General features: G+C 65.7%; 22 protein-coding genes and 1 pseudogene. 8 read left to right on the top strand and 15 right to left on the bottom strand.

Annotated features, from left to right (window positions below):
* Positions 1-34 precede the first annotated feature (34 nt).
* Positions 35-949: a LysR family transcriptional regulator gene (locus QZM35_RS03235; RefSeq protein WP_089432394.1), complete on the top strand. Its 915-nt coding sequence runs from the start codon at positions 35-37 to the stop codon at positions 947-949.
* A 100-nt stretch (positions 950-1049) separates the two neighbouring features.
* On the opposite strand, the gene QZM35_RS03230 is transcribed toward QZM35_RS03235, so the two are convergent.
* The 5 genes and pseudogenes from QZM35_RS03230 to QZM35_RS03210 all read right to left on the bottom strand — a co-directional run bounded on the left by QZM35_RS03230 (position 1050) and on the right by QZM35_RS03210 (position 5931).
* Positions 1050-2582, bottom strand: a complete 1533-nt coding sequence (locus QZM35_RS03230) for an amino acid permease (protein WP_089427954.1) — start codon at positions 2580-2582, stop codon at positions 1050-1052.
* A 102-nt stretch (positions 2583-2684) separates the two neighbouring features.
* A complete protein-coding gene (locus tag QZM35_RS03225) occupies positions 2685-3149 on the bottom strand; it encodes an Lrp/AsnC family transcriptional regulator (protein WP_089427955.1) in 465 nt (154 codons plus the stop codon).
* A 98-nt stretch (positions 3150-3247) separates the two neighbouring features.
* Entirely contained in the window at positions 3248-4006 is a 759-nt protein-coding gene (locus tag QZM35_RS03220; protein ID WP_089433276.1) for a dimethylarginine dimethylaminohydrolase family protein, read from the bottom strand.
* 187 nt (positions 4007-4193) lie between these two features.
* On the bottom strand, positions 4194-5444 hold the full coding sequence (locus QZM35_RS03215; protein WP_301775379.1) for a DUF1479 domain-containing protein: 1251 nt from the start codon (positions 5442-5444) through the stop codon (positions 4194-4196).
* Positions 5445-5554: 110 nt separating this feature from the next.
* Positions 5555-5931: pseudogene (locus QZM35_RS03210) on the bottom strand (VOC family protein).
* Between the two features lie 73 nt (positions 5932-6004).
* Here QZM35_RS03210 and QZM35_RS03205 point away from each other — a divergent pair.
* A complete protein-coding gene (locus QZM35_RS03205) occupies positions 6005-6982 on the top strand; it encodes an AraC family transcriptional regulator (protein WP_301775378.1) in 978 nt (325 codons plus the stop codon).
* Positions 6983-7072: 90 nt separating this feature from the next.
* On the opposite strand, the gene gltA is transcribed toward QZM35_RS03205, so the two are convergent.
* The 7 genes from gltA to QZM35_RS03170 all read right to left on the bottom strand — a co-directional run bounded on the left by gltA (position 7073) and on the right by QZM35_RS03170 (position 13004).
* A complete protein-coding gene (gene gltA / locus QZM35_RS03200; RefSeq protein ID WP_011355741.1) occupies positions 7073-8374 on the bottom strand; it encodes a citrate synthase in 1302 nt (433 codons plus the stop codon).
* Between the two features lie 66 nt (positions 8375-8440).
* Complete coding sequence (locus QZM35_RS03195) at positions 8441-8710, bottom strand: succinate dehydrogenase assembly factor 2 (RefSeq protein ID WP_039358259.1); 270 nt, start codon at positions 8708-8710, stop codon at positions 8441-8443.
* Between the two features lie 7 nt (positions 8711-8717).
* The gene (locus tag QZM35_RS03190) at positions 8718-9419 is read right to left on the bottom strand and encodes a succinate dehydrogenase iron-sulfur subunit (protein ID WP_011355743.1); all 702 of its coding nucleotides are present in this window, start codon (positions 9417-9419) and stop codon (positions 8718-8720) included.
* 21 nt (positions 9420-9440) lie between these two features.
* Complete coding sequence (gene sdhA, locus QZM35_RS03185) at positions 9441-11216, bottom strand: succinate dehydrogenase flavoprotein subunit (protein ID WP_089427959.1); 1776 nt, start codon at positions 11214-11216, stop codon at positions 9441-9443.
* Positions 11217-11219: 3 nt separating this feature from the next.
* Complete coding sequence (gene sdhD, locus QZM35_RS03180; RefSeq protein ID WP_011355745.1) at positions 11220-11588, bottom strand: succinate dehydrogenase, hydrophobic membrane anchor protein; 369 nt, start codon at positions 11586-11588, stop codon at positions 11220-11222.
* A gap of 4 nt (positions 11589-11592) precedes the next feature.
* On the bottom strand, positions 11593-12009 hold the full coding sequence (gene sdhC, locus QZM35_RS03175; RefSeq protein WP_034185792.1) for a succinate dehydrogenase, cytochrome b556 subunit: 417 nt from the start codon (positions 12007-12009) through the stop codon (positions 11593-11595).
* A gap of 170 nt (positions 12010-12179) precedes the next feature.
* Positions 12180-13004: a GntR family transcriptional regulator gene (locus tag QZM35_RS03170; protein ID WP_124576438.1), complete on the bottom strand. Its 825-nt coding sequence runs from the start codon at positions 13002-13004 to the stop codon at positions 12180-12182.
* Between the two features lie 288 nt (positions 13005-13292).
* Here QZM35_RS03170 and QZM35_RS03165 point away from each other — a divergent pair, with 288 nt between their 5' ends.
* From QZM35_RS03165 to acnA, 5 genes are all read left to right on the top strand, one after another.
* Positions 13293-14279: a malate dehydrogenase gene (locus QZM35_RS03165; RefSeq protein WP_069251130.1), complete on the top strand. Its 987-nt coding sequence runs from the start codon at positions 13293-13295 to the stop codon at positions 14277-14279.
* Between the two features lie 183 nt (positions 14280-14462).
* A complete protein-coding gene (locus QZM35_RS03160; RefSeq protein WP_301775810.1) occupies positions 14463-15470 on the top strand; it encodes a CoA ester lyase in 1008 nt (335 codons plus the stop codon).
* A gap of 232 nt (positions 15471-15702) precedes the next feature.
* A complete protein-coding gene (locus tag QZM35_RS03155; protein ID WP_089432390.1) occupies positions 15703-16218 on the top strand; it encodes a hypothetical protein in 516 nt (171 codons plus the stop codon).
* A gap of 22 nt (positions 16219-16240) precedes the next feature.
* Positions 16241-17692: a bifunctional 2-methylcitrate dehydratase/aconitate hydratase gene (locus QZM35_RS03150; protein WP_301775377.1), complete on the top strand. Its 1452-nt coding sequence runs from the start codon at positions 16241-16243 to the stop codon at positions 17690-17692.
* A 52-nt stretch (positions 17693-17744) separates the two neighbouring features.
* Positions 17745-20462 (top strand): aconitate hydratase AcnA, encoded by a 2718-nt coding sequence (gene acnA, locus QZM35_RS03145; RefSeq protein ID WP_089432389.1) that lies wholly within the window; start codon positions 17745-17747, stop codon positions 20460-20462.
* 122 nt (positions 20463-20584) lie between these two features.
* On the opposite strand, the gene QZM35_RS03140 is transcribed toward acnA, so the two are convergent.
* From QZM35_RS03140 to QZM35_RS03130, 3 genes are read right to left on the bottom strand one after another with little or no spacing between them, the layout of a single operon-like run.
* Positions 20585-21022 carry a DUF1801 domain-containing protein gene (locus QZM35_RS03140; RefSeq protein WP_301775376.1) on the bottom strand — a complete coding sequence of 146 codons (438 nt, stop codon included), beginning with the start codon at positions 21020-21022 and terminating at the stop codon, positions 20585-20587.
* Positions 21019-21450: an SRPBCC domain-containing protein gene (locus QZM35_RS03135; protein WP_089427966.1), complete on the bottom strand. Its 432-nt coding sequence runs from the start codon at positions 21448-21450 to the stop codon at positions 21019-21021. Before QZM35_RS03135 ends, QZM35_RS03140 begins: the two co-directional genes overlap by 4 nt.
* Positions 21450-21773 carry a helix-turn-helix transcriptional regulator gene (locus QZM35_RS03130; protein ID WP_089429146.1) on the bottom strand — a complete coding sequence of 108 codons (324 nt, stop codon included), beginning with the start codon at positions 21771-21773 and terminating at the stop codon, positions 21450-21452. The genes QZM35_RS03135 and QZM35_RS03130 overlap by 1 nt, the downstream gene beginning before the upstream one ends.
* Before the next feature lie 645 nt (positions 21774-22418).
* Between QZM35_RS03130 and QZM35_RS03125 the strand changes: the two genes are divergently transcribed.
* Complete coding sequence (locus tag QZM35_RS03125; RefSeq protein ID WP_301775375.1) at positions 22419-24152, top strand: protease pro-enzyme activation domain-containing protein; 1734 nt, start codon at positions 22419-22421, stop codon at positions 24150-24152.
* Positions 24153-24239: the final 87 nt, after the last annotated feature.

The raw sequence follows: 24239 nt of genomic DNA, 5'->3' as shown, positions 1-24239 counted from the left end.
AATCCAATGCATAGACAGGACCCCCGCCCCGACCATGGTGAGCCTCGATCGTTTTGCCGTCTTCCGTGCCGTGGTCGAGGCCGGTTCGTTCACGGCCGCCGCCACCGCACTGAACCAGGCGCGGGCAGCCGTCAGCTTCAACGTGAAGCAGCTCGAAGCCGAGCTCGGCGTCACGCTGCTCACGCGGACGACCCGGCGCGTCGAGCTGACCGACGCCGGCGAGCGCTTCTACCAGCGCTGCCTGCGCGTGCTCGAAGAAGCCGAAGGCGCGATCGACGAGGTGCGCGGCGAGCATGGCGGCATGCAGGGCATCCTGCGCGTGACGTCGACGGTCGAGTATGCGGCGCGCGTCCTCGCACCGATGCTGCATGCGTTCACCGCACGGCATCCCGCGTTGCGGGTGCGGCTCGAAACGCACACATCGCAGGCCGATCTCGTGCGCGACCGCTTCGACGTCGCGATCCGGCTCGGGCGCCACGAGCACTTTCTCGACCTGCCCTATCGCGGTGTCTGCCTCGCCACCTGCGACGTGCTCGCCGTGATGGCGCCCGACCTGCCCGCGAAGGCCGGGCTCCCGCCGCCGGCGTCACCCGGCGATCTGGCCCGCCTGCCGCAGCTCGGCCACAGCCGGCTCGAGCGAATCGCCGAATGGACGCTCACCGATCGCGCGGGCAACGAACATGCGTTTCGACCGGCGACGAAGCCTCACGTCGTCGTCGACAACGCATCGGTGTTGAGCGAACTGGCGCGCCAGGGCAGCGGCGTCGCGCTGCTGCCGGAATGGCTCGTGCGCGACGATCTCGAAAGCGGCGCACTGGTCGATGCACTGCCCGCGTTCCGGTTTCCGCAGCAGAACGTCTACGCGCTGTACGTCGCGACGCGGCACGTGCCGCAGAAAGTGCGCGCGTGGGTGGATTTCATGAAAGCGCAGTTGCAGCACGTTCACTGAGCGCGGCTTGCGCGCGTCACCCGCCGCGCGCAGGGCGCCGTATCGGAGCCGGCCGTAAAGCACATCCGGCGCCCGTTACCGCGCTTTCAGGACCAGGCAGTCAGTGCGACTGCCCGTGCTGCGTGGCCGCTGCATCGACGGCTTCGACCGAACGCGTCAGCCACGGCCCGATGTCCATCTCCTCGTAGCGCACGAGCCGGCTCTTGCGCGCACGGCGATACGCCCACCAGATCGCGACGAACAGCGGAATCCACACGTAGATCGACAGCACTTCCATCCAGTCGATGCGGGCCGCGAAGAACGCCTGGTAATCCTGCCCGAGCGAGATCACGATGCAGATCGCGATCGCGAACAGCGGCCCGAACGGGAACCATTTCGCGCGGTACGGCAGCTGATCGAGCCGGTAGCCCTGCTTCAGGAACCCCTTGCGGAACCGGTAATGGCAGACCGCGATGCCGAGCCACGCGATGAAGCCGGTGATGCCGACCGTATTCAGCAGCCACAGATAGATGCTCTGGTTGTTGGTCAGCGACGTGAGGAAGCACAGCCCGCCGACAGCCATCGTCGCGTACAGCGCGTTGCGCGGCACGCCGCCCGGCGACAGCGTCGCGAACATCGCCGGCGCGCGCCCTTCCGCCGCGAGGTTGTACAGCATCCGCGTCGCCGCGTAAGTCCCGGAGTTGCCGGCCGACAGCACGGCCGTCAGGATCACGAGATTCATCGCGCCGGCCGCGAGCCGGAAGCCCGCATGGCTGAACACCAGCGTGAACGGGCTCACGCCGATGTCGGTCACGTCGCTCTTCAGCAGGTTCGGGTCCGTATACGGCACCAGCAGCCCGATCACGAAGATCGCGAACACGTAGAACAGCATGATCCGCCAGAAGATCTGCTTCACCGCACGCGGGATCGTCTTGCGCGGGTTTTCCGATTCGCCGGCCGTGATCCCGACCAGCTCGGTGCCGAGAAACGAGAAGCCCGCGATCAGCGCGACGCTCATCATCGCGTGCACGCCGCCGACGAACGGCGCGTCGCCCGTCGTGAAGTTGCGCAAGCCGACCGGATGCCCGTTCCCGATCAGGCCGGCCGCGATCAGCAACCCGGCCGCGATGAACGCGACCACGGTGACCACCTTGATCAGCGAGAACCAGTATTCCGATTCGCCGAAACCGCGCACCGACAGCGTATTCAGCAGGAAGATCAGCACGAGGAATCCGGCGCCCCACCAGATGCCGGGTACGGTTGGAAACCAGTAGCGCATCACGATCTGCGCGGCGACCAGCTCGATCGCGATCGTCACGGCCCAGCTGTACCAGTAGGTCCAGCCGAGCGCGACGCCGAAGCCTTCGTCGACGTACTTCTCGCCGTAGATCGCGAACGAGCCCGATACCGGCATCAGCGCGGCCATCTCGCCGAGGCCCGTGACGACGAAGTACACCATCAGCCCGATCGCGATATACGCGGCGATCGCCCCGCCCGGCCCCGCCTGGGCGACCGACGCCCCCGACGCGACGAACAACCCCGTGCCGATCGAGCCGCCGATCGCGATCATCGCGATGTGGCGGCCCTGCAGACGGCGCTTCAGCGTCGTTCCGGACGGTGCGGGCGTCTCCGCTGCAGCTTGCAAAGCATCCATAGTGTTCACCCTGATTGGATTCAGGCCTGACGATTTGATTCGGAATGCAAATCGTCAGGCCGCGTCATTCGCGTCGGAGCCGGCCCTTCCCGGCCGGCCGCATCACACGACGCTGCGCTTGATCGCCTGCAGTTCGGCCGTCGTCACGATCTTCTCGATCCGGAACCGCGGGCTTTCCAGCCACAGGTTCGCGATCCGCCGGTACTCGTCGAGATCCTCGCACGCGAGCCGCACGAGAAAATCGAACGTGCCGCTGACGAGCCAGCAATCGAGCACCGCCGGATTCGCCCGCATTTCATCCTCGAACGGCGCCTGCGAACGCCCGTGGTCGGCCAGCGTGATCTGCGCGATCACGACGATCGGCTTGGTCGCGCGCGGCGCCTTGATCACCGCGCGGTACCCTTCGATCACCCCAAGCGCCTCGAGCCGCTCCACGCGCGCCTGGCACGGCCGCGGCGTGAGGTTCACGAGCTCGGACAGCTTCCGGTAGGAAATCCGCCCGTCGGTGCGCAGGATGTCGAGGATCCGGAGATCGATCTTGTCGAGCTGCATCTTCTTGTCGGTCATCCGCGTTCGCTCCGGTCGGGTCGTGGCTGGTGCGCGGAACGTCTCCGGTTCCGCGCGGGGGCCACATTATCCGGCCGAAGCGGCCGCGCGCCAATCGGCTAGAACCGCAGCGACAGGCAGGTCAGGCCGCCGTCCATCTTGCGGAACTCGCTCGTATCGATCACGTGCAGCGGCAGCCCGAGCGACGCGATCGCATCGTGCACGCGCGGGTAGCCGGCCGGCGTGATCAGCGTGCCGTTCACGCGCAGCGTGTTGCCTGCGTATTCGTCGGCGGCCGAGATCGTGATCCGGCGATAGTCAGCGAAGGCCGGATGCGCGGCCAGCGCTTCGGTGACGAGCAGCGTGTCGTCGCCGAGCGCGTTGACGACCGACTTGAGATGCAGGCCGGCGCCCACCGGCACCGCGACGACGGAATAGCCGTAGCGCGACACGAGCGCGTCGAATGCGGCGATGCCGTCGGCGTCGGTACGGCCCGTCAGGCCGATGTAGAAACGCTTGCCGACCTGCATCACGTCACCGCCGTCGAGCCGGCCCGCCTGCATCGGCAGCAGGTCGCGATGCGCGGCCAGCGCCGCTTCGATGTGCACCGTCTCGCCACGCCGCGCCGGCGCACCGGGGCGCGTGATCACCGCGAATTCGGGTGTCACGACCGCGGTGTCCTCGACGAAGTGCGAATCGGGGAATGCCTCCAGCGGCGGCAGTTCGGTCAGCGCGACGCCGAGCGTGCGCAGCGCGTCGCAATACGCGTGGAACTGGGTGAGCGTCTTGTCGTAATCGGGCGCGCCGAGTTCGGCGGTGGTCAGGCCCGCGCCACAGGACGGCGCGGGGCGGCGAACGATCGCTTGCGTGAATTGCATCGACTCCTCCATGGTCAGCGCCGCACCCGTGCGTCACACGGGGCGGCTGCGTTGTGTCCGGACCATTATCGGAAGCCAAATTGCGCAATTCGCGTCGATTTCGGCTGCGCCGACAGCCGATTGCGTCGAATTGCGCGCGGCGCGCAGCGGATTCGGCAAGCGGCCGCCTTCGCATGCGGCGCGCCTGCTACACGCCCGGCCCGAACCCCATCTGCGAACGGCCGAGCGCCGTGAGATCGCCCTCCCCGCCCCGCTCGTCGAATTCGACCTCGAAATGATCGGCCGGAAAATCGGGCGGGCTTTCGCCGCGCAGGAACGCAGCCCGCTGGCGCTGCAGGTACGCGTCGTTCTTCGCGCAACCGGGCGCGGCGGCGATGTACATCACGTTGCTGTCGCCATTGCCGCGATGCGCATCCTCGACCGCGTGCACGACGTCGCCGTGCCAGAACACCGCGTCGCCCGGCTCCATGTGCGGGATCGGCACCAGTGCGTCGAGCAGCAGCGCGTGCCATTCGGGCCGGATCGACAGCGCGCGGCCCGGGCGCGCGCCGCACAGGTCGTCGTCCGCGACATCGTCCTGCAACGCGCGCAGCACGACGTAGGCCATCGCGTTCGCGACCGGGATCAACTGCAGCGTACCGTCGCCGGGCCCCTGCGGCGTCAGCGCGGTCCAGCCCTGGAACGTGCGGAACATCGAGCATACGGCCGGCGACGGAATCTCCTCGACGTCCGGACGGAACGCCGCATCGAACGGGTCGTAATCGCGCCAGCGGCCGGCCAGCACGTGACGGTAGACCTGGCGGAAATTCGCGCCGAGCCAGCGTTCGACGGAGCCGCCGTCGACGTGCGGCGACAGCCCGAGCGACGTCGAGCCGGGCGGGCGGCGGCGAATCCGGTCCGCATAGGCCGGCACCTGGTCGGGATCGAAATGCGTACGCCCGCCGTCTGCATGCCGCCACAGACGGTTCAGGAACACGCGCGCCTGCGTGAGCGCAGGCGACTGGCGCGCAGCCACCTGCGGCTTCGACCAGTAGACGCCGTAGATCTGCGGCTTACCCGACGCGAGATTGCCGAAATAGCGGTCTTCGGCGCGCGCGTGCAGCCGATCGGTGAAGCAGTTCGCGTCCAGGTACGCGCCGATCTCGTCGTTCCAGTCGCGCGCCTGCTGCGGATCGAATACGCCACGGATCACGACCGCGCCATGCGTGCGGATCGCGGCAACCGCGTGCGGATCGACGGCCCCGCTCGCGATGTCCGCGAACGGCACCACCGGAATCACGTCACGACCATGCGCATGCGCGCGGCGAATCACATCGACCTGCCGCGCGATGTCGCCCTCCAGTTCGCGGAACGTGGCCGCATAACCAGGCAGGTCGGCGCGCAGCGCCCTTTTCGCGTCGCGAATCGCGGCAGGCAGGTCGTCAATCGTCAGTTGCATCGTGGTCTCCTCGCTGACAGGTGTCGTGATGTGCTGTCAGCGTACGACCGGCGCGCGACCGTCATCACCACTATCCGGCCAACTATCGATACAATCCGGACAACCGTGCATCACGCCGGACGATGGCAGACCACACACAGCTTGTTGCCGTCCGGATCGCGGAAATAGGCGCCGTAGTAGTCGCGGTGATAGTCCGGCCGCCTTCGCAGGTGCCGCCGTGGCGCAGCGCGAGCGCGTGGCAGCGATCGACGTGCGCGCGGGTCGGCGCAACGAATGCGATCGTGTGGCCATTGCCCGGCTCGGGCGCGCGGCCGTCGAGCGGGTGGCCGAAGAAGAACAGCGGCCGGTCGGTGTCGGCCGGCATCCAGCCCGACCAGCCGTCCGGTTCGCGGAATTTCAGGCGCAGCCCGAGTTCCGCGAACAGCGGCGCGTAGAAATCGTAGGCGCGCGCGGTGTCGGTCACACCCACGCAAACATGTGAAAACATCGCATCGCTCCGTCGTGACGAATGCTCACGATCATGCCACGGCGCGATGCCCGCCCTCGCCCGGAGGCCGCCGATGAAACCGCAGTACGAGCACGTGACATTCGCCCCCGGCTGTTCGATCCGCGTGTATCACCGCCAGCTCGCCCGCATTCCTTTCGAATGGCATCGCCATCCCGAATACGAACTGACGCTGACGCTCAACAGCCGCGGCCAGCGCTTCATCGGCGATCACGTCGCGCACTACGCGGACGACGATCTGGTGCTCGTGCCGCCCAACCTGCCGCATACGTGGTCGTCGAATGCACGCATCGATCGCGATGCGCCTGAAGTCGCGCTCGTCATCTGGTTCGACGGCGACTGGGCGCGGCGTCTGGCCGACTGTTGCCCCGAATACGCACCGCTGCGCTCGCTGTTGCGGCGTGCCGCACCGGGCTTGCGCTTCGGCACGGACGCGGCCCGCGCGATGCGCGCACGGCTGCCGCAGTTGCTCGATCCGTCGCCGCGCACCCGGCTCGCGGCCGCGCTCGACACGCTCGCCGATCTCTCGGAAGCCGGCGGCGAACCGCTCGCCACCGCACACGCGTACGAGCGCACCGACGGCACGACACGCCAAACCGACGCGGCCGCCCCCGAAGCCGAGCGCCTCGACCGCGTGCTCGACGCGATCGACCGGCACTTTCACGAACCGTTGCGCATCGACGCGCTCGCCGCCACCACGCACATGTCCGAACGCACTTTGCAGCGCCTGTTCGTCCGGCATCTCGGCGAAAGCGTCGGCCGCTACGTGCAGCGGCTGCGGCTCGCGCACGCTTGCCGCCATCTCGTCGGCACCGACTGGCCGATCGCGACGGTGGCTGCGCGCTGCGGCATTCCGAATGCCGCGAACTTCAATCGCCAGTTCCTCGCCGCACGCGGGATGACGCCCGGCGCATACCGGCAGTTCTTCGTGCAGCACGGCCACGCGCCCGATCACGACGCACCCGCACTCGACACGCGGCCGCCGTCGCTTGAGCGCCGTGCGGGCCCGGGCGAACCTCGGCCGCACAAATGAAAACACCCCGACGGAATGACCCGTCGGGGTGTCGTGGCGTTGCGATCGCCCGACGCGAGCGGCCTGCCGGCCGTTCGCGCCGCACACGACTTAACGTGCGTTGAGCGGCTTCGCTTCGCGCGGCGTATCGCCGATGAACAGCTGACGCGGACGGCCGATCTTCTGCTCCGGATCGCCGATCATTTCGTTCCACTGTGCGATCCAGCCGACCGTACGTGCCATCGCGAAGATACACGTGAACATCGACGTCGGGATGCCCAGCGCGCGCTGGACGATGCCCGAGTAGAAGTCGACGTTCGGGTACAGCTTGCGCGACACGAAGTATTCGTCTTCCAGCGCGATCTTCTCGAGCTGCATCGCGAGCTTGAACAGCGGGTCGTCGTGCAGGCCCAGTTCGTTCAGCACTTCGTAGCACGTTTCGCGCATCAGCTTCGCACGCGGGTCGTAGTTCTTGTACACGCGGTGACCGAAGCCCATCAGCTTCACGCCCGAATTCTTGTCCTTCACCTGCTTGATGAATTCGGGGATGTTGTCCGGCGAACCGATCTGCTCGAGCATGTTCAGCGCGGCTTCGTTCGCACCACCGTGCGCCGGGCCCCACAGACAGGCGATACCGGCAGCGATACAGGCGAACGGGTTCGCGCCCGACGAGCCGGCCAGGCGGACGGTCGACGTCGATGCGTTCTGCTCGTGGTCGGCGTGCAGGATCAGGATGCGGTCGAGTGCGCGGACGAGCACGTCGTTGACCTTGTACTCTTCGCACGGGTTCGAGAACATCATGTGCATGAAGTTCGCGCTGTACGACAGCGAGTTCTTCGGATACACGAACGGCTGGCCGATGCTGTACTTGTACGCCATCGCGACGAGCGTCGGCAGCTTCGCGATCATGCGGATCGCCGACACTTCACGGTGACGCGGATCGTTGATGTCGAGCGAGTCGTGGTAGAACGCCGACAGCGCGCCGACCGCAGCGACCAGGATCGCCATCGGGTGCGCGTCGCGACGGAAGCCACGGAAGAAGAAGTGCATCTGCTCGTGCACCATCGTGTGCTTCGTGACGGTGTCGACGAATTCCTTCTTCTGCGCTGCGTTCGGCAGTTCGCCCTTCAGCAGCAGGTAGCAGCTTTCGAGGAAGTCGGCATTTTGCGCGAGGTTGTCGATCGGGTAGCCGCGGTACAGCAGCTCGCCCTTGTCGCCGTCGATGTACGTGATCGCCGAATTACAAGCTGCCGTCGACATGAAGCCCGGGTCGTACGTGAACTTGCCGGTCTGGCCGTACAGCTTGCGGATGTCGATCACGTCCGGGCCCATCGTGCCCTTGTAGATCGGCAGTTCGACGCTCGGCGAGTTGTCGCTGAACGATAGCGTGGCTTTAACATCAGACGGAGTCATGGCACATCCTCAATCGAAATAAAGAAACGGGATTCGATAACGGGCACAACGCGTTACACCTTGGCGTTACACGTTGCGCAGCATCTCCAACAGCCGGTGAATATCCGGGCTGTCTAGGTCGCCTTCTGGTTCCTTGCGCGCGAGGAGCAAGTCCATCAGGTCGTTGTCGCTCAGATCGAGCAGGCGCGACAACGCGCCTACGTCTGCATCGGTGAGGTCATGCTCGTATCTGCTGAAGAAACGCTCGAAAATGATGTCGTTTTCCAGCAGACCCCGCCGCGCACGCCAGCGAAGGCGTGCGCGACGGTGCGGGTCGGATTGATGCGAATCGCTCATCTCAACCTTAAACAGCGCGGCGAACCATCAGTTCCTTGATCTTGCCGATCGCCTTCGTCGGGTTCAGGCCCTTCGGGCAAACGTCGACGCAGTTCATGATCGTGTGGCAACGGAACAGGCGGTACGGGTCTTCCAGGTTGTCGAGACGCTCGCCGGTGGCCGTGTCGCGGCTGTCCGCGATGAAGCGGTAAGCCTGCAGCAGGCCGGCCGGGCCGACGAACTTGTCCGGGTTCCACCAGAAGCTCGGGCACGACGTCGAGCAGCTCGCGCACAGAATGCACTCGTACACGCCGTCGAGCTCGTCGCGCTCTTCCGGCGACTGGAGGCGTTCCTTCTCCGGCGGCGGCGCGTCGTTGATCAGGTACGGCTTGATCGAGTGGTACTGGTTGAAGAAGTGCGTCATGTCGACGATCAGGTCACGCACGACGGGCAGGCCCGGCAGCGGACGCAGCACGATCTTCTGCGGCAGGTCGTTCAGGTTCGTCAGGCACGCGAGACCGTTCTTGCCGTTGATGTTCATCGCGTCCGAACCGCACACGCCTTCACGGCACGAACGGCGGAACGACAGCGTCTCGTCCACGGCCTTCAGCTTGACCAGTGCGTCGAGCAGCATGCGCTCGTGCTCGAGCTCCAGCTCGTACGTCTGCATGCGCGGCGCTGCGTCCTTGTCCGGATCGTAGCGGTAGACTTCAAAAATGCGTTTTGCCATTTCGGATTCCTTTGACTCGGCTTAGAACGTGCGCGGCTTCGGCGGCACGGATTCGACCGTCAGCGGCTTCATTTGAACCGGCTTGTAGTCGAGGCGATCGCCTTCGCTGTACCACAGCGTGTGGCGCAGCCAGTTCTCGTCGTCGCGGTGTTCGTAGTCGCTGTGGGCGTGTGCGCCACGGCTTTCCTTGCGCGCTTCCGCCGACACCATCGTTGCGCGAGCAACTTCGATCAGGTTCTCCAGCTCGAGCGCTTCGACGCGCGCGGTGTTGAACACCTTCGACTTGTCCTTCAGGTGGATGTTTTCCACGCGCGCCGCCAGGCCGGCCATCTGCTCGACGCCTTCCTTCAGCAGTTCCGACGTGCGGAACACGCCTGCGTGCTTCTGCATCGTCGAGCGGATGTCGTTCGCGACGTCCTGCGTATATTCACCCGAGGTCGACTTGTCGAGCTTCGCCAGGCGTGCCAGCGAGAATTCGCCCGCATCGGCCGGCAGCGGCTTGTGTTCCTTCTGGTTCTTCACGTGCTCGACGATGTGGTTGCCGGCCGCACGGCCGAACACCACGAGATCCAGCAGCGAGTTCGTGCCGAGGCGGTTCGCGCCGTGCACGGACACGCACGAGCATTCGCCCACTGCGTAGAAGCCGTTGACCGGATCCTTGTGACCGCGCGACGTGCCGACGACCTGACCGTGGATGTTGGTCGGGATGCCGCCCATCTGGTAGTGGATCGTCGGGACGACCGGGATCGGTTCCTTGATCGCGTCGACGTTCGCGAACTTCAGCGCGATTTCGCGGATCGACGGCAGACGCTTCATGATCGTCTCGGCGCCGATGTGCGACAGGTCGAGCAGCACGTGATCCTTGTTCGGACCCACGCCGCGACCTTCCTTGATTTCCTGGTCCATCGAACGCGACACGAAGTCACGCGGCGCCAGATCCTTCAGCGTCGGCGCGTAGCGCTCCATGAAACGCTCGCCGTTCGCGTTGCGCAGGATACCGCCTTCGCCGCGCACGCCTTCGGTGATCAGCACGCCCGCGCCGGCCACGCCGGTCGGGTGGAACTGCCAGAACTCCATGTCCTGCAGCGCGATGCCCGAACGCGCAGCCATGCCGAGGCCGTCGCCGGTGTTGATGAACGCGTTGGTCGATGCCGCGAAGATCCGGCCTGCGCCGCCCGTCGCGAACAGCGTCGTCTTGCCTTCCATGATGTAGACGTCACCCGTCTCCATCTCGAGAGCCGTCACGCCGAGCACGTCGCCTTCCGCGTCGCGGATCAGGTCGAGCGCCATCCATTCGACGAAGAACTGCGTCTTCGCTTCGACGTTCTGCTGGTACAGCGTGTGCAGCAGCGCGTGACCGGTACGGTCGGCGGCCGCGCAGGCGCGCTGGACCGGCTTCTCGCCGTAGTTCGCGGTGTGGCCGCCGAACGGGCGCTGGTAGATCGTGCCGTCCGCGTTACGGTCGAACGGCATGCCGAAGTGCTCGAGTTCGTACACGACGTTCGGCGCTTCACGGCACATGAATTCGATCGCGTCCTGGTCGCCGAGCCAGTCGGAGCCCTTGATCGTGTCGTAGAAGTGGAAGTGCCAGTTGTCTTCGCTCATGTTGCCGAGCGACGCACCGATACCGCCCTGCGCGGCCACCGTGTGCGAACGGGTCGGGAACACCTTCGACAGCACGCCGACCGACAGGCCCGCGCGCGACAGTTGCAGCGCCGCGCGCAAGCCGGAGCCGCCCGCGCCGACGATCACTACGTCAAACTTGCGGCGCGGGAGATTAGTTTTGATTGCAGCCATTCTTTACACTCTCCAGAGAATCTGCGCGGCGTAGCCCGCACATGCGAGCAGCCAGACGATGGTCAGCGATTGCAGCAGCAGGCGCACACCGACGGGCTTCACGTAGTCCATCCAGATGTCGCGCACGCCGACCCATGCGTGGTAGAAGAGGGAAAGCAGCATCACGAAGGTCGCGAGCTTCATCCATTGCGCGGCGAAGATCGATGCCCAGCCTTCGTACGAGAAATCGTGCGCGCCGAAGAACAGGACGAGCAGAATGACCGTGTAGACCGCCATGATCGTGGCGGTGATGCGCTGCGCAAGCCAGTCGCGCAGGCCGTAATGAGCGCCGACGACGAGGCGCTTCGAGCCGATTCGGTTATTGGCTGCCATTTTCTTAGAATGCTCCGAACAGTTTGAGTGCCATGGCGATCGTCAGCGCGATCGAGACGACAAAGACGACGACTGCCGTCCGCTTGCCGCCTTCCTTCGTGACGGCGTCGTGGTTGACGTCCATCAGCAGGTGGCGAATGCCGGCGCAGAAATGGTGGAAGAAGGCCCACGACAGTGCGAGGACGATCAGCTTGACGATGATGTTGGAGAGGAAAGCCTTGAAGACTTCGAAGCTGAGCTCGGACGTGAGGCTCTGGTCGAAGAGGAACAGCAGGAACGGCAGGAACAAGAACAGCAGCGCGCCGCTGACTCGATGGAGAATCGACAATATCGCTGCCAGCGGCATGCGATATTTCATCGTGATATCGCCGAATCCGATGTTCCGGTATTCCGGCCTCGGCTTTCTTACTGCATCAGTCATGCTAGACCCCTACTATGTTGTCACACTAATCCGCGATTTTAGCGCCTTTTTATATCGCGCTGCAGCGAAAGTCTGCTCTGGATAATTGCGCGAACAAGAACAAAGGCGGCCCGAAACGTGCTTCGCGAACGTGGGGAACGCGAACGCACTCGGCTTGAGCCGATACACCGTCAACTCAAGTCATTCTGATAGTAGTACCCGGTTGTGACATACCAGCCGCGACGCACTTCCACCGGCCGGTCTCCGTATGTATAGGACACACGCTCGACCGACAGCAAAGGGAAACCCGCCGGCACGTGCAGCAGGTCGGCCACCGCCGGCTCCGCCGCGACCGCGCGGATCTTTTCCGTCGCGCGGATCATCCGCGTGCCGAACTCCGTCTCGAACATCGCGTAGAGCGGCCCCTTGTACTCGCTCAGCCGCTCGAACGTGAGCCCGCGGAACATCGCGCCCGGCAGCCAGATCTCGTCGAGCACCGTCGCTTCGTTCTCGAACTCCAGCAGGCGGCGCACCTGGACGACCGGATCGGCCGGCTTCAGGTCGAGTTGCCGCGCGATCTCGGCCGGCGCGCGCAGGCGCCGGCATTCGAGCAGGCGGCTCACGTGCGGATGCTCGGCACCGTCGTCGGCCAGCAGCCGCAGGAAGCGGAACTGCGCGCGATCTTCGTTGTGCGTTGCAACAAAAGTGCCCTTGCCCTGCCGCCGGACCACGAGGTTTTCGGCGGCCAGCTCGTCGATCGCCTTGCGGACGGTGCCCTGGCTGACCTTGTAGCGGGCCGCGAGCTCCACCTCGCTCGGGATGATCTCGCCCGGCTTCCACTCGCCGGTTTCGAGACTTTGCGTGATCAATGACTTAATCTGCTGGTATAACGGGCTGAACGTCGGCGACGGAGCCGCCGCGGGCGAAGGTGCGGGATCGCTCGCGCCCGGCTGCCCTGGGCCGCCTGCGCCGGTCTGATTCGCGGTATTCGCCTGGTTCGATGTCATGGCGCGCATTTCATCACAAACCGCACTTTTAAGTCCACTCAATTTCCGCAAAACATCTGTCTTATATAAGACATATGATACCGTTTGACTTTGAGCCGGACGGCTCCTACACTCCGGGTCGAGCAAGGGTTCGCGGGTGCAAAAGCGCGTCCCCGGCTACGTGCCACGGCCGTCTCCAGGTTCACCGCGTCTGCCATCGCGAGTCCTCCGCCCTGCTTCAATGCAACACTCAGCACAACGCGCATAGAATGGCGTTTTCGCGAGTGTCCAACGCTTCACCCGTCCTGGAGATTTTCAATGGCTAAGCCCGCAAAGCGCGTTGCCGTCACCGGCGCCGCAGGTCAAATCGCTTACTCCCTGCTGTTCCGCATCGCGAACGGCGACCTGCTCGGCAAGGACCAGCCGGTCATCCTGCAACTGCTCGACCTCCCGCAAGCCCAAGGCGCCGTCAAGGGCGTCGTGATGGAACTCGACGATTGCGCGTTCCCGCTGCTGTCGGGCGTCGTGATCACCGACGATCCGAAGGTCGCATTCAAGGATGCCGACGTCGCACTGCTGGTCGGCGCACGTCCGCGCTCGAAGGGCATGGAGCGCAAGGACCTGCTGTCGGCCAACGCGGAGATCTTCACGGTTCAGGGCGCCGCGCTGAACGAAGTCGCGAGCCGCGACGTGAAGGTGCTGGTCGTCGGCAACCCGGCGAACACGAACGCCTACATCGCGATGAAGTCGGCACCGGATCTGCCGAAGAAGAACTTCACGGCCATGCTGCGCCTCGACCACAACCGCGCGCTGTCGCAGCTCGCAGCGAAGTCGGGCAAGCCGGTCGCATCGATCGAGAAGCTCGCCGTGTGGGGCAACCACTCGCCGACGATGTACCCCGACTTCCGCTTCGCGACCGCCGAAGGCGAATCGCTGCTGAAGCTGATCAACGACGACGTGTGGAACCGCGACACGTTCATCCCGACCGTCGGCAAGCGCGGCGCGGCGATCATCGAAGCGCGCGGCCTGTCGTCGGCAGCGTCGGCAGCGAACGCGGCGATCGACCACGTGCGTGACTGGGTCCTCGGCACGAACGGCAAGTGGGTCACGATGGGCATCCCGTCGGACGGCTCGTACGGCATCCCCGAAGACATCATCTACGGCGTGCCGGTCACCTGCGAAAACGGCGAGTACAAGCGCGTCGAAGGCCTGGAAATCGACGCGTTCTCGCGCGAGAAGATGGACGGCACGCTGGCCGAGCTGCTCGAAGAGCGCGATGGCGTCGCCCACCTGCTGAAGAACTAAGCATCAAGCACTCGCCGGGCGGCCCTCGGGCAGCCCGGTTTCGGCCCGGGCCGGCATGCCGCCGGCCCGGCCGACCGATCCGATCCGCGCACGTTTTGCCGCCCCGCGCTTGCCGCGCACCGGCCCAGAACGCGCCCGAATCCGATTTTCTCCACGTTGACCCGCTTCCCTGACGTAGACGAGATGGCCGCGCTCACTCCCGCACAAGTGCTGTACGACGGGGCGTCCCCGCCCGCGATCCTGCCCTGCTGCGATCATTACGCGGGCAGCGAAAAGCTGATGCGCAAGTCGCTCGCGCTGCAGGCCGAGCTGGGCCCCGTGTTCGACATCACGCTCGACTGCGAAGACGGCGCCGCCGTCGGCCAGGAAGCCGCGCATGCGGCACTCGTCACCGACATCCTCGGCAGCGACGAGAACCGCTTCGGCCGCGTCGGCGTCCGCATCCACGACTTTTCCCACCCGCACTGGCGCGACGACGTACGCATCGTGCTGCGTGCGGCGCGTGTCCCCGCCTACATCACGCTCCCGAAGATCGCCAGCGCCGCCGATGCCGCCGAAATGACCGCATTCATCGAAGGCACGCGCCGCGAGCTCGGCATCGCGCAGCCGATTCCCGTAGACGTGCTGGTCGAGACGCACGGCGCGCTCGCGCAGGCGGCCGCCCTCGCCGCGCTGCCGACGGTCGGCACGCTGAGCTTCGGGCTGATGGATTTCGTCTCCGCGCACCACGGCGCGATTCCCGATTCCGCGATGCGCTCGCCCGGCCAGTTCGAGCACCCGCTCGTGCGCCGCGCGAAGCTGGAAATCGCCGCGGCCTGCCACGCGCACGGCAAGACGCCGTCGCACAACGTGACGACCGAGGTGCGCGACATGAGCGTCGTCGCCGCCGATGCACGCCGCGCGCGCGACGAATTCGCGTTCACGCGGATGTGGAGCATCCACCCCGCGCAGATCCGCCCGATCGTCGACGCATTCGCGCCGCGCACCGACGAGGTCGCGCTGGCCGCCGAGATCCTGCTGGCCGCGCAGGCCGCCGACTGGGGCCCGACGCGCCACGGTGATACGCTGCACGATCGCGCGAGTTACCGCTATTACTGGTCGGTGCTGCGCCGCGCACGGGCCACCGGCCAGCCCGTGCCGGCCGAGGCCGCGCCGCTGTTCGGCCCGGCCGCCGAGGGCGGCGCGCCGTAAGCGCGTTCTGCCCGCGCCGATACACGAGTTTCATGCATTCGACGAGGCGCGAACCGGATAGAGGTTTGCGAAACGACAAAAAACGTAACGGAGCCCGAAAACCTGATATACACGCGGCCAAATAGGTGAAAATAGCGGCCGCTGCGCGCTTTCGGGGCGCGTGCAGTTTCAAACCGGCCGGCAGCGCAGATTGCCGGCCCTTGTCAACTGATTATCGAAAGGTTCTGACTCCATGAAGAAACTCCTGATCGCTACCGCCATCGGCGCCTTGTCCGCCACGATGCTGGTGTCGGCTCCGAGCGCGTTTGCCCAGGGTACGACCACGACGACCGCGAAGAAGGCAGCGGCCAAGCGCCCGGCGCCGGCCAAGCGCATCATCCCGCGCAGCAAGAAGGCGCAGGCACGTGCCGCGGCGAAGGTCGATCCGGTACCGGACGGCGCAGTCAAGTGGTCCTGCAAGGAAGGTCTGTCGTTCGACCTCGCCGGTGACATGAAGCGCGACCAGGTCGTCACGGTTCACTGGGCGAAGAAGAACTACAAGCTGCCGCGTCAGGCCACGACGACGGGCGCCGACACGTTCTACGATCCGGCCGCGGGCTTCAAGCTGGTCGTGATCCCGAGCAAGGCGATGCTGTTCTCCGACGCGAACGGCGGCGAACGCCTCGCGGACGAATGCGTGACGCCGGAAATGGCGCAAGGCACGCCGGCACCGACGCAGTCGAACGAGCTGAAGCCGGCAACGAACTAAGCGCGTTCCCATCGGCCCCTCGATGTCCGCCCCGGTCTCCAACGTCCGCCCTGCTCCGGATACGGTACTCGTCGATATCGTCGACTACGTGCTGAATGCCGGCATCGACAGCGCGCTCGCGCTGGAGACGGCGCGTCATTGCCTGATCGACACGCTCGGATGCGGACTCGAGGCGCTCTCCTACCCTGCCTGCACCAAGCTGCTCGGCCCCGTCGTGCCCGGCACGATCGTGCCGAACGGCGCGAAGGTGCCCGGCACGTCCTTCCAGCTCGATCCCGTGCAGGCCGCCTTCGGCATCGGCGCGATGATCCGCTGGCTGGACTTCAACGACACCTGGCTCGCCGCCGAATGGGGTCATCCGTCCGACAACCTCGGCGGGATCCTGGCGACGGCCGACTGGCTTTCCCGCACGGCCGTCGCGGCCGGCCGCAAGCCGCTCACGATGCGCGACGTGCTGGTCGCGATGATCCAGGCCCACGAGATCCAGGGCTGCCTCGCGCTCGAGAATTCGTTCAATGCGGTCGGGCTCGACCACGTGCTGCTCGTGAAGGTCGCGTCGACGGCCGTCGTCGGCCGGCTGCTCGGGCTCACGCGCGACGAGCTGATCAACGCGGTGTCCAACGCGTTCGTCGACGGCCACGCGCTGCGCACCTACCGCCACGCGCCGAACACCGGCTCGCGCAAGTCCTGGGCGGCCGGCGACGCAACCTCCCGCGCGGTGCGCCTCGCGCTGATCGCGAAAACGGGTGAAATGGGCTACCCGTCGGCGCTCACCGCCAAGACCTGGGGCTTCTACGACGTGCTGTTCGACGGCAAGCCGTTCCGCTTCCAGCGCCCGTACGGCACGTACGTGATGGAAAACGTGCTGTTCAAGATCGCGTTCCCCGCCGAATTCCACGCGCAAACGGCCGCCGAGGCCGCGCTGCAGCTGCACGCGCAGCTCGCCGCCGCGGGCCGCGCGACCGACGACATCAGCCGGATCACGATCCGCACGCACGCGGCCGCGATCCGCATCATCGACAAGCAGGGCCCGCTCGCCAATCCGGCCGACCGCGACCACTGCATCCAGTACATGGTCGCCGTGCCGCTGCTGTATGGCCGGCTGACCGCGGCCGACTACGAAGATTCGGCCGCCGCCGATCCCCGCATCGACGCGCTGCGCGCGAAGACCGTGTGCGTCGAGGATCCGCAGTTCACGCAGGATTACCACGACCCGGACAAGCGCTCGATCGCGAATGCACTGACGATCGAGTTCACGGACGGGTCGAAGCTTGCCGAGGTGGCGGTCGAATACCCGCTCGGCCACCGGCGGCGCCGGGCCGAAGGCGTCCCGCTCCTGGTCGAGAAGTTCAGGACCAACCTTGCCCGCCGCTTCCCGGCCAAGCAGCAACAAGCGATTCTCGACGTGTCGCTGGACCAGGCAAAGCTCGAAGCAATGCCGGTCGATGAGTACGTCGACTTGTATGTGATATAGCCGTCAGATACAGGACTCTTTGTTTCCTAGCCTTAAACCCAGGAAAATCACCATGGCCCACAATCTCCACAAGACCCTCAAGGAATTCGACAGCGGTTCCGGCAAAGGCAAGTTCTACTCGCTGCCGCAGCTCGGCAAGGAACTGAAGACGAAGATCGAACGCCTGCCGGTGTCGATCCGTATCGTGCTCGAGTCCGTGCTGCGCAACTACGACGGCAAGAAAATCACCGAAGAGCACATCCAGCAGCTCGCGAACTGGAAGCCGAACGACAAGCGCGTCGACGAGATTCCGTTCGTGGTGTCGCGCGTCGTGCTGCAGGACTTCACGGGCGTGCCGCTGCTCGCCGACATCGCGGCCATGCGCGGCGTCGCGGAGCGTACCGGCAAGAACCCGAAGAAGATCGAGCCGCTGGTCCCGGTCGATCTCGTCGTCGATCACTCGGTGCAGATCGACTACTTCCGCCAGAAGGACGCGCTCGACCTGAACATGAAACTGGAATTCCAGCGCAACAACGAGCGCTACCAGTTCATGAAGTGGGGCATGCAGGCATTCGACACGTTCAAGGTCGTGCCGCCGGGCGTCGGCATCGTCCACCAGGTGAACCTGGAATACCTCGCGCGCGGCGTCCACAAGAAGGCGGATGGCGGCGACACCGTGTACTACCCGGACACCCTCGTCGGCACCGACAGCCACACGACGATGATCAACGGCATCGGCGTGGTCGGCTGGGGCGTGGGCGGCATCGAGGCTGAAGCCGGCATGCTCGGCCAGCCGGTGTACTTCCTGACGCCGGACGTCGTCGGCGTCGAGCTGAAGGGCAAGCTGCGCGAAGGCGTGACGGCCACCGACCTGGTGCTGACGATCACCGAAATGCTGCGCAAGGAGAAGGTCGTCGGCAAGTTCGTCGAGTTCTTCGGCGAAGGCACGAAGTCGCTGTCGCTGCCGGACCGCGCGACGATCGGCAACATGGCGCCCGAATACGGCGCGACGATGGGCTTCTTCCCGGTCGACGAGAAGACGATCGAGTACTTCGAAGGCACGGGCCGCACGAAGGCCGAAATCGCCGCGTTCGAAAACTACTTCAAGGCGCAGAAGCTGTTCGGCATCCCGAAGGCCGGCGACATCGACTACACGAAGGTCGTGACGCTCGATCTGACGACGGTCGCGCCGTCGCTGGCCGGCCCGAAGCGCCCGCAGGACCGCATCGAGATCGGCCACGTCAAGTCGACGTTCACCGACCTGTTCTCGAAGCCGGTCGCGGAAAACGGCTTCGCGAAGAAGGCGGAAGACCTCGGCGCGCAATACACGACGAGCAACGGCGTCGACGTGAAGAACGGCGACATCCTGATCGCCGCGATCACGTCGTGCACGAACACGTCGAACCCGAGCGTGCTGCTGGCCGCCGGCCTGCTCGCGAAGAAGGCGGTCGAGGCCGGCCTCACGGTCGATCCGAAGATCAAGACCTCGCTCGCGCCGGGATCGCGCATCGTCACCGAGTACCTGACGAAGACGGGCCTGCTGCCCTACCTGTCGAAGCTCGGTTTCGAAGTCGCGGCCTACGGCTGCACGACCTGTATCGGCAACGCGGGCGACCTGACGCCGGAACTGAACGAAGCGATCACGAAGAACGACATCGTCGCGGCAGCCGTGCTGTCGGGCAACCGTAACTTCGAAGCGCGGATCCACCCGAACATCCGCGCGAACTTCCTCGCGTCGCCGCCGCTGGTCGTCGCCTACGCGATCGCCGGCAACATCACGCGCGACCTGATGACCGAACCGGTCGGCAAGGGCAAGGGCGGCCGCGACATCTACCTCGGCGACATCTGGCCGACGAGCGAAGAAATCCACGCGCTGCTCAAGTTCGCGCTCGACCCGAAGAAGTTCGAGGACAACTACTCGAAGCTGACCAAGAAGGGCGACCTCTGGAGCAAGATCGAGGGCGAATCGGGCCAGGTCTACGACTGGCCGAAGTCGACGTACATCGCCGAGCCGCCGTTCTTCGGCAACGACTTCTCGATGGAACCGGCTGCATCGATCCCGACGGTCAAGGGCGCGCGCGCACTGGGCATCTTCGGTGATTCGGTCACGACCGACCACATCAGCCCGGCAGGCTCGATCAAGGAAGACTCGCCGGCAGGCAAGTGGCTGAAGGAGAACGGCGTGCAGAAGGCCGACTTCAACAGCTACGGCTCGCGCCGCGGCAACCACGACGTGATGATGCGCGGCACGTTCGCGAACGTCCGGATCAAGAACCTGATGATCCCGCCGAAGGCAGACGGCACGCGCGTCGAAGGCGGCCTGACGATCCACCAGCCGAGCGGCGAACAGCAGTCGATCTATGACGCAGCGATGCAGTACGTTGCCGCCGATACGCCGACGGTCGTGTTCGCCGGCGAAGAGTACGGCACGGGCTCGTCGCGCGACTGGGCCGCGAAGGGCACGCAACTGCTCGGCGTGAAGGCCGTGATCGCACGCAGCTTCGAGCGCATCCACCGCTCGAACCTGGTCGGCATGGGCGTGCTGCCGCTGCAGTTCAAGGGCGCGGACAGCGTCCAGTCGCTCGGCATCACCGGTGAAGAAACGTACGACATCGAAGGCCTCGGCGACGACTTCAAGCCGCAACAGGACGTCACGCTCGTGATCCACCGCAAGAACGGCGAATCACAGCGCGTGCCGGTGCTGCTGCGTATCGATACGCCGATCGAAGTCGACTACTACAAGCACGGCGGGATCCTGCCGTTCGTGCTGCGCTCGCTGCTCGCAGCGTAAGCGCCCTGCACCTTGCAGGTGCCGCAGCCGCCTCGCGGGCGGTTGCGGCCGATTCGGATGCCCGACCTCGTGTCGGGCTTTTTTTTGCCTGCGCTACGCTGCGTGACCGGTCGTGCGGCGCGTCATGCCGCCTTGGCGGCCCGCGCCTTCGTGCCTGGGCCCACTCGCCGGGTGTTCTTCTTCAGATGCGTGCGGTTGTAGTCGATCGCCGCTCGCACCAGGTTCTTCAGCGCCCGCTTGTCGAGCTTGTCGCCTTCGAAGAAATCGATCGCGCGCCGCGCATTGCCGTCGAGGCCATCGTTGAACAGCTTGTCGGGATCGGGCAACTGCGCGCCGTGCATGAAGGTCAGCTTCACCTTACCCTTGTGCGCGTTCGCCACCGCAATCATCCCGTCGCACGACCATACGGGGCTGCCCATCCATTTCCATTCCTCGACGATGCCCGCTTGAGCGTCGAGGATCGTCTGGCGCAGGTCGGCGAAGGTCTTGCCGCGCCAGTCGGCGATGCCGGCGATCAGCGCGTCGATACGCTCCGACGGCGTGAGGTCGGTTGGGCTCATGCGCGGGCCTCCGTGCCTTCGTCGGGGCGTGCCAGCACCTGTTCGAGCGAGTCGAAGAAGCGGACCCAGCCGTGCTGCGCGCCGCGGTACGCCTGCTCCTGGTCGGGACGGAAGCCGACCTGCTCCATCCGCAGGTGCGTGCCGCGCGGCGTCGGCGTGAGCGTCCACGTGACGACGCTTTCGAGGCCGTATGCCGCCCACGTATAGGACAACGCATGCGGCGGCTCGATCGTCAGGACCGTGCAGTCGACCGAGCCCCAGTCCGCACGGAAGCTGAAGGCACGGCCCGCGACGGGCTCGAAGTCGCTCTTCATCAGCCACGCCTCGATCAGGTGCGGTTGCGTGAGGGCGCGCCAGATCTTCTCCGGCGGATGAGGCAGTTCCCGGTCGACGACGACCGAGCGCGTTTCGGTGGTGGCCTGGTTCATTACTGATCCATCCTTTTCAGAAGATCTTCGAGGGCATCGAACCGGGTCTGCCAGAAGCCGGCCATCTGGCTCGTCCAGTCGATCAACGGGGCCAGCGCTTGAGGCTGCGCGCTGTAGTGCGTCTGCCGGCCTTCGTGGCGGTCGCTCACGAGCCCGGCCAGCTTCAGGACGCCCAGATGCTTCGAGACGGCCGGCTGCGAGACGCCCGCATGGGCCGTCAGCGCGGCAACCGTCAGCTCGCCGTCCGCGCACAGCCGCTCGAAGAGCGCGCGGCGCGTGGGATCGGCAAGTGTCCTGAAAAGCATGTCGTGTGCGTTCTGCATGTCCAAATCCATAACCCGATGGTTATGAATTGAAGCATATCCGCTGATCGACGCACGTCAAGGCGGAATTTCGCGAACGACGCCCGCGCGATCTTGCGCGGGCCGGCTGTCCGCCGCGCCGGGGTGTCCACGCCCCGAATTCGAGCCTTTCCTCTAATCCGCAATTGCCGCATGCGATCCGAAAGACACCCGCAAGACTGCCGGAAGCACCGTTCCACAGTTCGGGAAACGTTTGCGGTCGAGCGACCCCATTTTTGTGCACGCGCGAATCCGTTCCTGCCGTGTCGCTGCGTTTGACCACATAGTGCGACGCGGCACGCGACACCGACTGGTCGCGCGCGATGCGTTCACGCGGCGATCCGCTCCGCGATCGCGCACGTTCCGGCGTCGCGACGAGCGACTCGTGCGTGCGAGCGTCGCGCCTTGCTGCGCGGCCGTATCGCGAACCGGTTCCGCTCGCCGCTGCCGCAATTCGCTTACGCGCATGACGCAGCACATGCGTGCACCCGCGCCGATGTCAGAACTGACAGCTATGGAAAATGGCAGCTACCCGAACGACAGCGACGCCCTACGCTCGTCACCGCTCGCGGCCCCACAAGGGCCGGGGGTTCCAGTAACGTCGCCTCTCCTAAAAAAGGACTCCCGATGAAAAGGAACACCTGGTTTGCCCTTCCCCTTCCGTCGCCCCGCCGCCTCGCGTGCGTGGCACCGTTCGTGTTCGCCGCCGCCGCGGCGCATGCGACGACGGATTGGGTCGATACGCATACGAAGGCCTTTCTGACCGGCCCGCAGTTGATGGCGCGCAGCGCGGCGCCGTCGCTCGAACTGGCAGGCGGTGAAACGACCAACGTCGTCGTCAGCCTGAAACTGCGTAACGCCGCGCAGCTCAAGCAACTGGCGCGCGACGTGAACCGGCCCGGCAGCGCGCATTACCGCCAGTACCTCACGCACGAGCAGTTCCTCGCCAACTACGCGCCGACCGATGCGCAGGTCAAGTCGGTCGTCGACTATCTGCACAAGAGCGGCTTCGTGAACGTCGAGGTTGCGCCGAACCGCCTGCTGGTCTCCGCCAGCGGCACGGCCGCCACCGTGAAGACCGCATTCAACACGTCGCTCGTGCACTTCGACTACGCGGGTCACTCGGGCTTCGCGAACACGTCGACTGCGCAGGTGCCGCGCGCGCTCGGCGACGTCGTCGGCTCGGTGCTCGGGCTGCAGAGCGTCGCACATGCGCGGCCGCTGCTGCGCATCGGCAACGTGTCGAAGCCGCTGGCGCTTGCAGCCGGCACGGCGACCGGCCACTATCCGAAGGAATTCCCGGGCCTCTACAACGCAACCGGCGTGCCGACCGCAGCCGGCGTCACCGTCGGCATCATCACGATCGGCGGCGTGTCGCAGACGCTGCAGGACCTGAAGCAGTTCACGTCGAGCAACGGTTACGGCACGGTGTCGACGCAGACCATCAAGACCAACGGCTCGGGCGGCAGCTACACCGACGACCAGGACGGCCAGGGCGAGTGGGATCTCGACAGCCAGTCGATCGTCGGCTCGGCCGGCGGCCAGGTCGGCAAGCTCGTGTTCTACATGGCCGACCTCAATGCGAGCGGCAACACGGGCCTCACGCAGGCGTTCAACCGCGCCGTGTCGGACAACACCGCGAAGGTGATCAACGTATCGCTCGGCTGGTGCGAGACCGACGCGAACGCGGACGGCACGCTCGACGCCGAGGAACAGATCTTCACGACCGCCGCGGCGCAAGGCCAGACGTTCTCCGTTTCGTCGGGCGACGAAGGTGTGTACGAGTGCAACAACCGCGGCTATCCGGACGGCTCGAACTACACGGTATCGTGGCCGGCATCGTCGCCGCACGTGCTCGCGATCGGCGGCACGACGCTCTACACGACGTCGTCGGGGGCGTTCTCGAGCGAGACGGTGTGGAACGAAGGGCTCGACGGCAACGGCAAGCTGTGGGCGACGGGTGGCGGCGTCAGCACGATCCTGCCCGCGCCGTCGTGGCAATCGGGCAGCAACCGCCAGTTGCCGGACGTCTCGTTCGACGCCGCGCAAAGCACGGGTGCGTACATCTACAACTACGGCCAGTTGCAGCAGATCGGCGGCACGAGCCTCGCCGCGCCGATCTTCACCGGCCTCTGGGCGCGCCTGCTCGCAGCGAACGGCACGGGCCTCGGCTTCCCGGCCGGCAAGTTCTACGTCGACATTCCGTCGAACCCGTCGCTCGTGCGCTACGACGTGGTGTCGGGGAACAACGGCTATCAGGGGTATGGCTACAACGCAGGCACCGGCTGGGATTACACGACCGGCTTCGGCAGCCTGAACATCGCGAACCTCAACCAGCTGATCAAGTCGGGCGGGTTCTAAGCGAAGCGTGAAGGCCGGCGCGTGGCGGTGGTTCGTTGCGCGCCGGCTCGAAAATTTCCCGCGATGGTCGTTCGGCCATCGGCTTGC

Source organism: Burkholderia sp. AU45274 (assembly GCF_030482505.1).
In the GTDB taxonomy this organism is placed as follows: Bacteria; Pseudomonadota; Gammaproteobacteria; order Burkholderiales; family Burkholderiaceae; genus Burkholderia.
The sequence above is the reverse complement of the archived record's forward strand: the minus strand, read 5'-3'. Positions and strand labels throughout refer to the sequence as shown.

What these genes read in the sequence shown, in the direction of transcription:
- QZM35_RS03155 (WP_089432390.1), top strand. Translation starts at nt 15,703, where the DNA reads ATGAAGAAACTCCTGATCGCTACCGCCATCGGCGCCTTGTCCGCCACG.
- QZM35_RS03140 (WP_301775376.1), bottom strand. Translation starts at nt 21,022, where the DNA reads ATGAGCCCAACCGACCTCACGCCGTCGGAGCGTATCGACGCGCTGATC.
- QZM35_RS03225 (WP_089427955.1), bottom strand. Translation starts at nt 3,149, where the DNA reads ATGACCGACAAGAAGATGCAGCTCGACAAGATCGATCTCCGGATCCTC.
- QZM35_RS03205 (WP_301775378.1), top strand. Translation starts at nt 6,005, where the DNA reads ATGAAACCGCAGTACGAGCACGTGACATTCGCCCCCGGCTGTTCGATC.
- sdhD (WP_011355745.1), bottom strand. Translation starts at nt 11,588, where the DNA reads ATGGCAGCCAATAACCGAATCGGCTCGAAGCGCCTCGTCGTCGGCGCT.
- QZM35_RS03230 (WP_089427954.1), bottom strand. Translation starts at nt 2,582, where the DNA reads ATGGATGCTTTGCAAGCTGCAGCGGAGACGCCCGCACCGTCCGGAACG.
- QZM35_RS03150 (WP_301775377.1), top strand. Translation starts at nt 16,241, where the DNA reads ATGTCCGCCCCGGTCTCCAACGTCCGCCCTGCTCCGGATACGGTACTC.
- QZM35_RS03135 (WP_089427966.1), bottom strand. Translation starts at nt 21,450, where the DNA reads ATGAACCAGGCCACCACCGAAACGCGCTCGGTCGTCGTCGACCGGGAA.
- QZM35_RS03130 (WP_089429146.1), bottom strand. Translation starts at nt 21,773, where the DNA reads ATGCAGAACGCACACGACATGCTTTTCAGGACACTTGCCGATCCCACG.
- gltA (WP_011355741.1), bottom strand. Translation starts at nt 8,374, where the DNA reads ATGACTCCGTCTGATGTTAAAGCCACGCTATCGTTCAGCGACAACTCG.
- acnA (WP_089432389.1), top strand. Translation starts at nt 17,745, where the DNA reads ATGGCCCACAATCTCCACAAGACCCTCAAGGAATTCGACAGCGGTTCC.
- QZM35_RS03215 (WP_301775379.1), bottom strand. Translation starts at nt 5,444, where the DNA reads ATGCAACTGACGATTGACGACCTGCCTGCCGCGATTCGCGACGCGAAA.
- QZM35_RS03170 (WP_124576438.1), bottom strand. Translation starts at nt 13,004, where the DNA reads ATGCGCGCCATGACATCGAACCAGGCGAATACCGCGAATCAGACCGGC.
- QZM35_RS03195 (WP_039358259.1), bottom strand. Translation starts at nt 8,710, where the DNA reads ATGAGCGATTCGCATCAATCCGACCCGCACCGTCGCGCACGCCTTCGC.
- QZM35_RS03235 (WP_089432394.1), top strand. Translation starts at nt 35, where the DNA reads ATGGTGAGCCTCGATCGTTTTGCCGTCTTCCGTGCCGTGGTCGAGGCC.
- QZM35_RS03220 (WP_089433276.1), bottom strand. Translation starts at nt 4,006, where the DNA reads ATGCAATTCACGCAAGCGATCGTTCGCCGCCCCGCGCCGTCCTGTGGC.
- QZM35_RS03190 (WP_011355743.1), bottom strand. Translation starts at nt 9,419, where the DNA reads ATGGCAAAACGCATTTTTGAAGTCTACCGCTACGATCCGGACAAGGAC.
- sdhA (WP_089427959.1), bottom strand. Translation starts at nt 11,216, where the DNA reads ATGGCTGCAATCAAAACTAATCTCCCGCGCCGCAAGTTTGACGTAGTG.
- QZM35_RS03165 (WP_069251130.1), top strand. Translation starts at nt 13,293, where the DNA reads ATGGCTAAGCCCGCAAAGCGCGTTGCCGTCACCGGCGCCGCAGGTCAA.
- QZM35_RS03125 (WP_301775375.1), top strand. Translation starts at nt 22,419, where the DNA reads ATGAAAAGGAACACCTGGTTTGCCCTTCCCCTTCCGTCGCCCCGCCGC.
- QZM35_RS03160 (WP_301775810.1), top strand. Translation starts at nt 14,463, where the DNA reads ATGGCCGCGCTCACTCCCGCACAAGTGCTGTACGACGGGGCGTCCCCG.
- sdhC (WP_034185792.1), bottom strand. Translation starts at nt 12,009, where the DNA reads ATGACTGATGCAGTAAGAAAGCCGAGGCCGGAATACCGGAACATCGGA.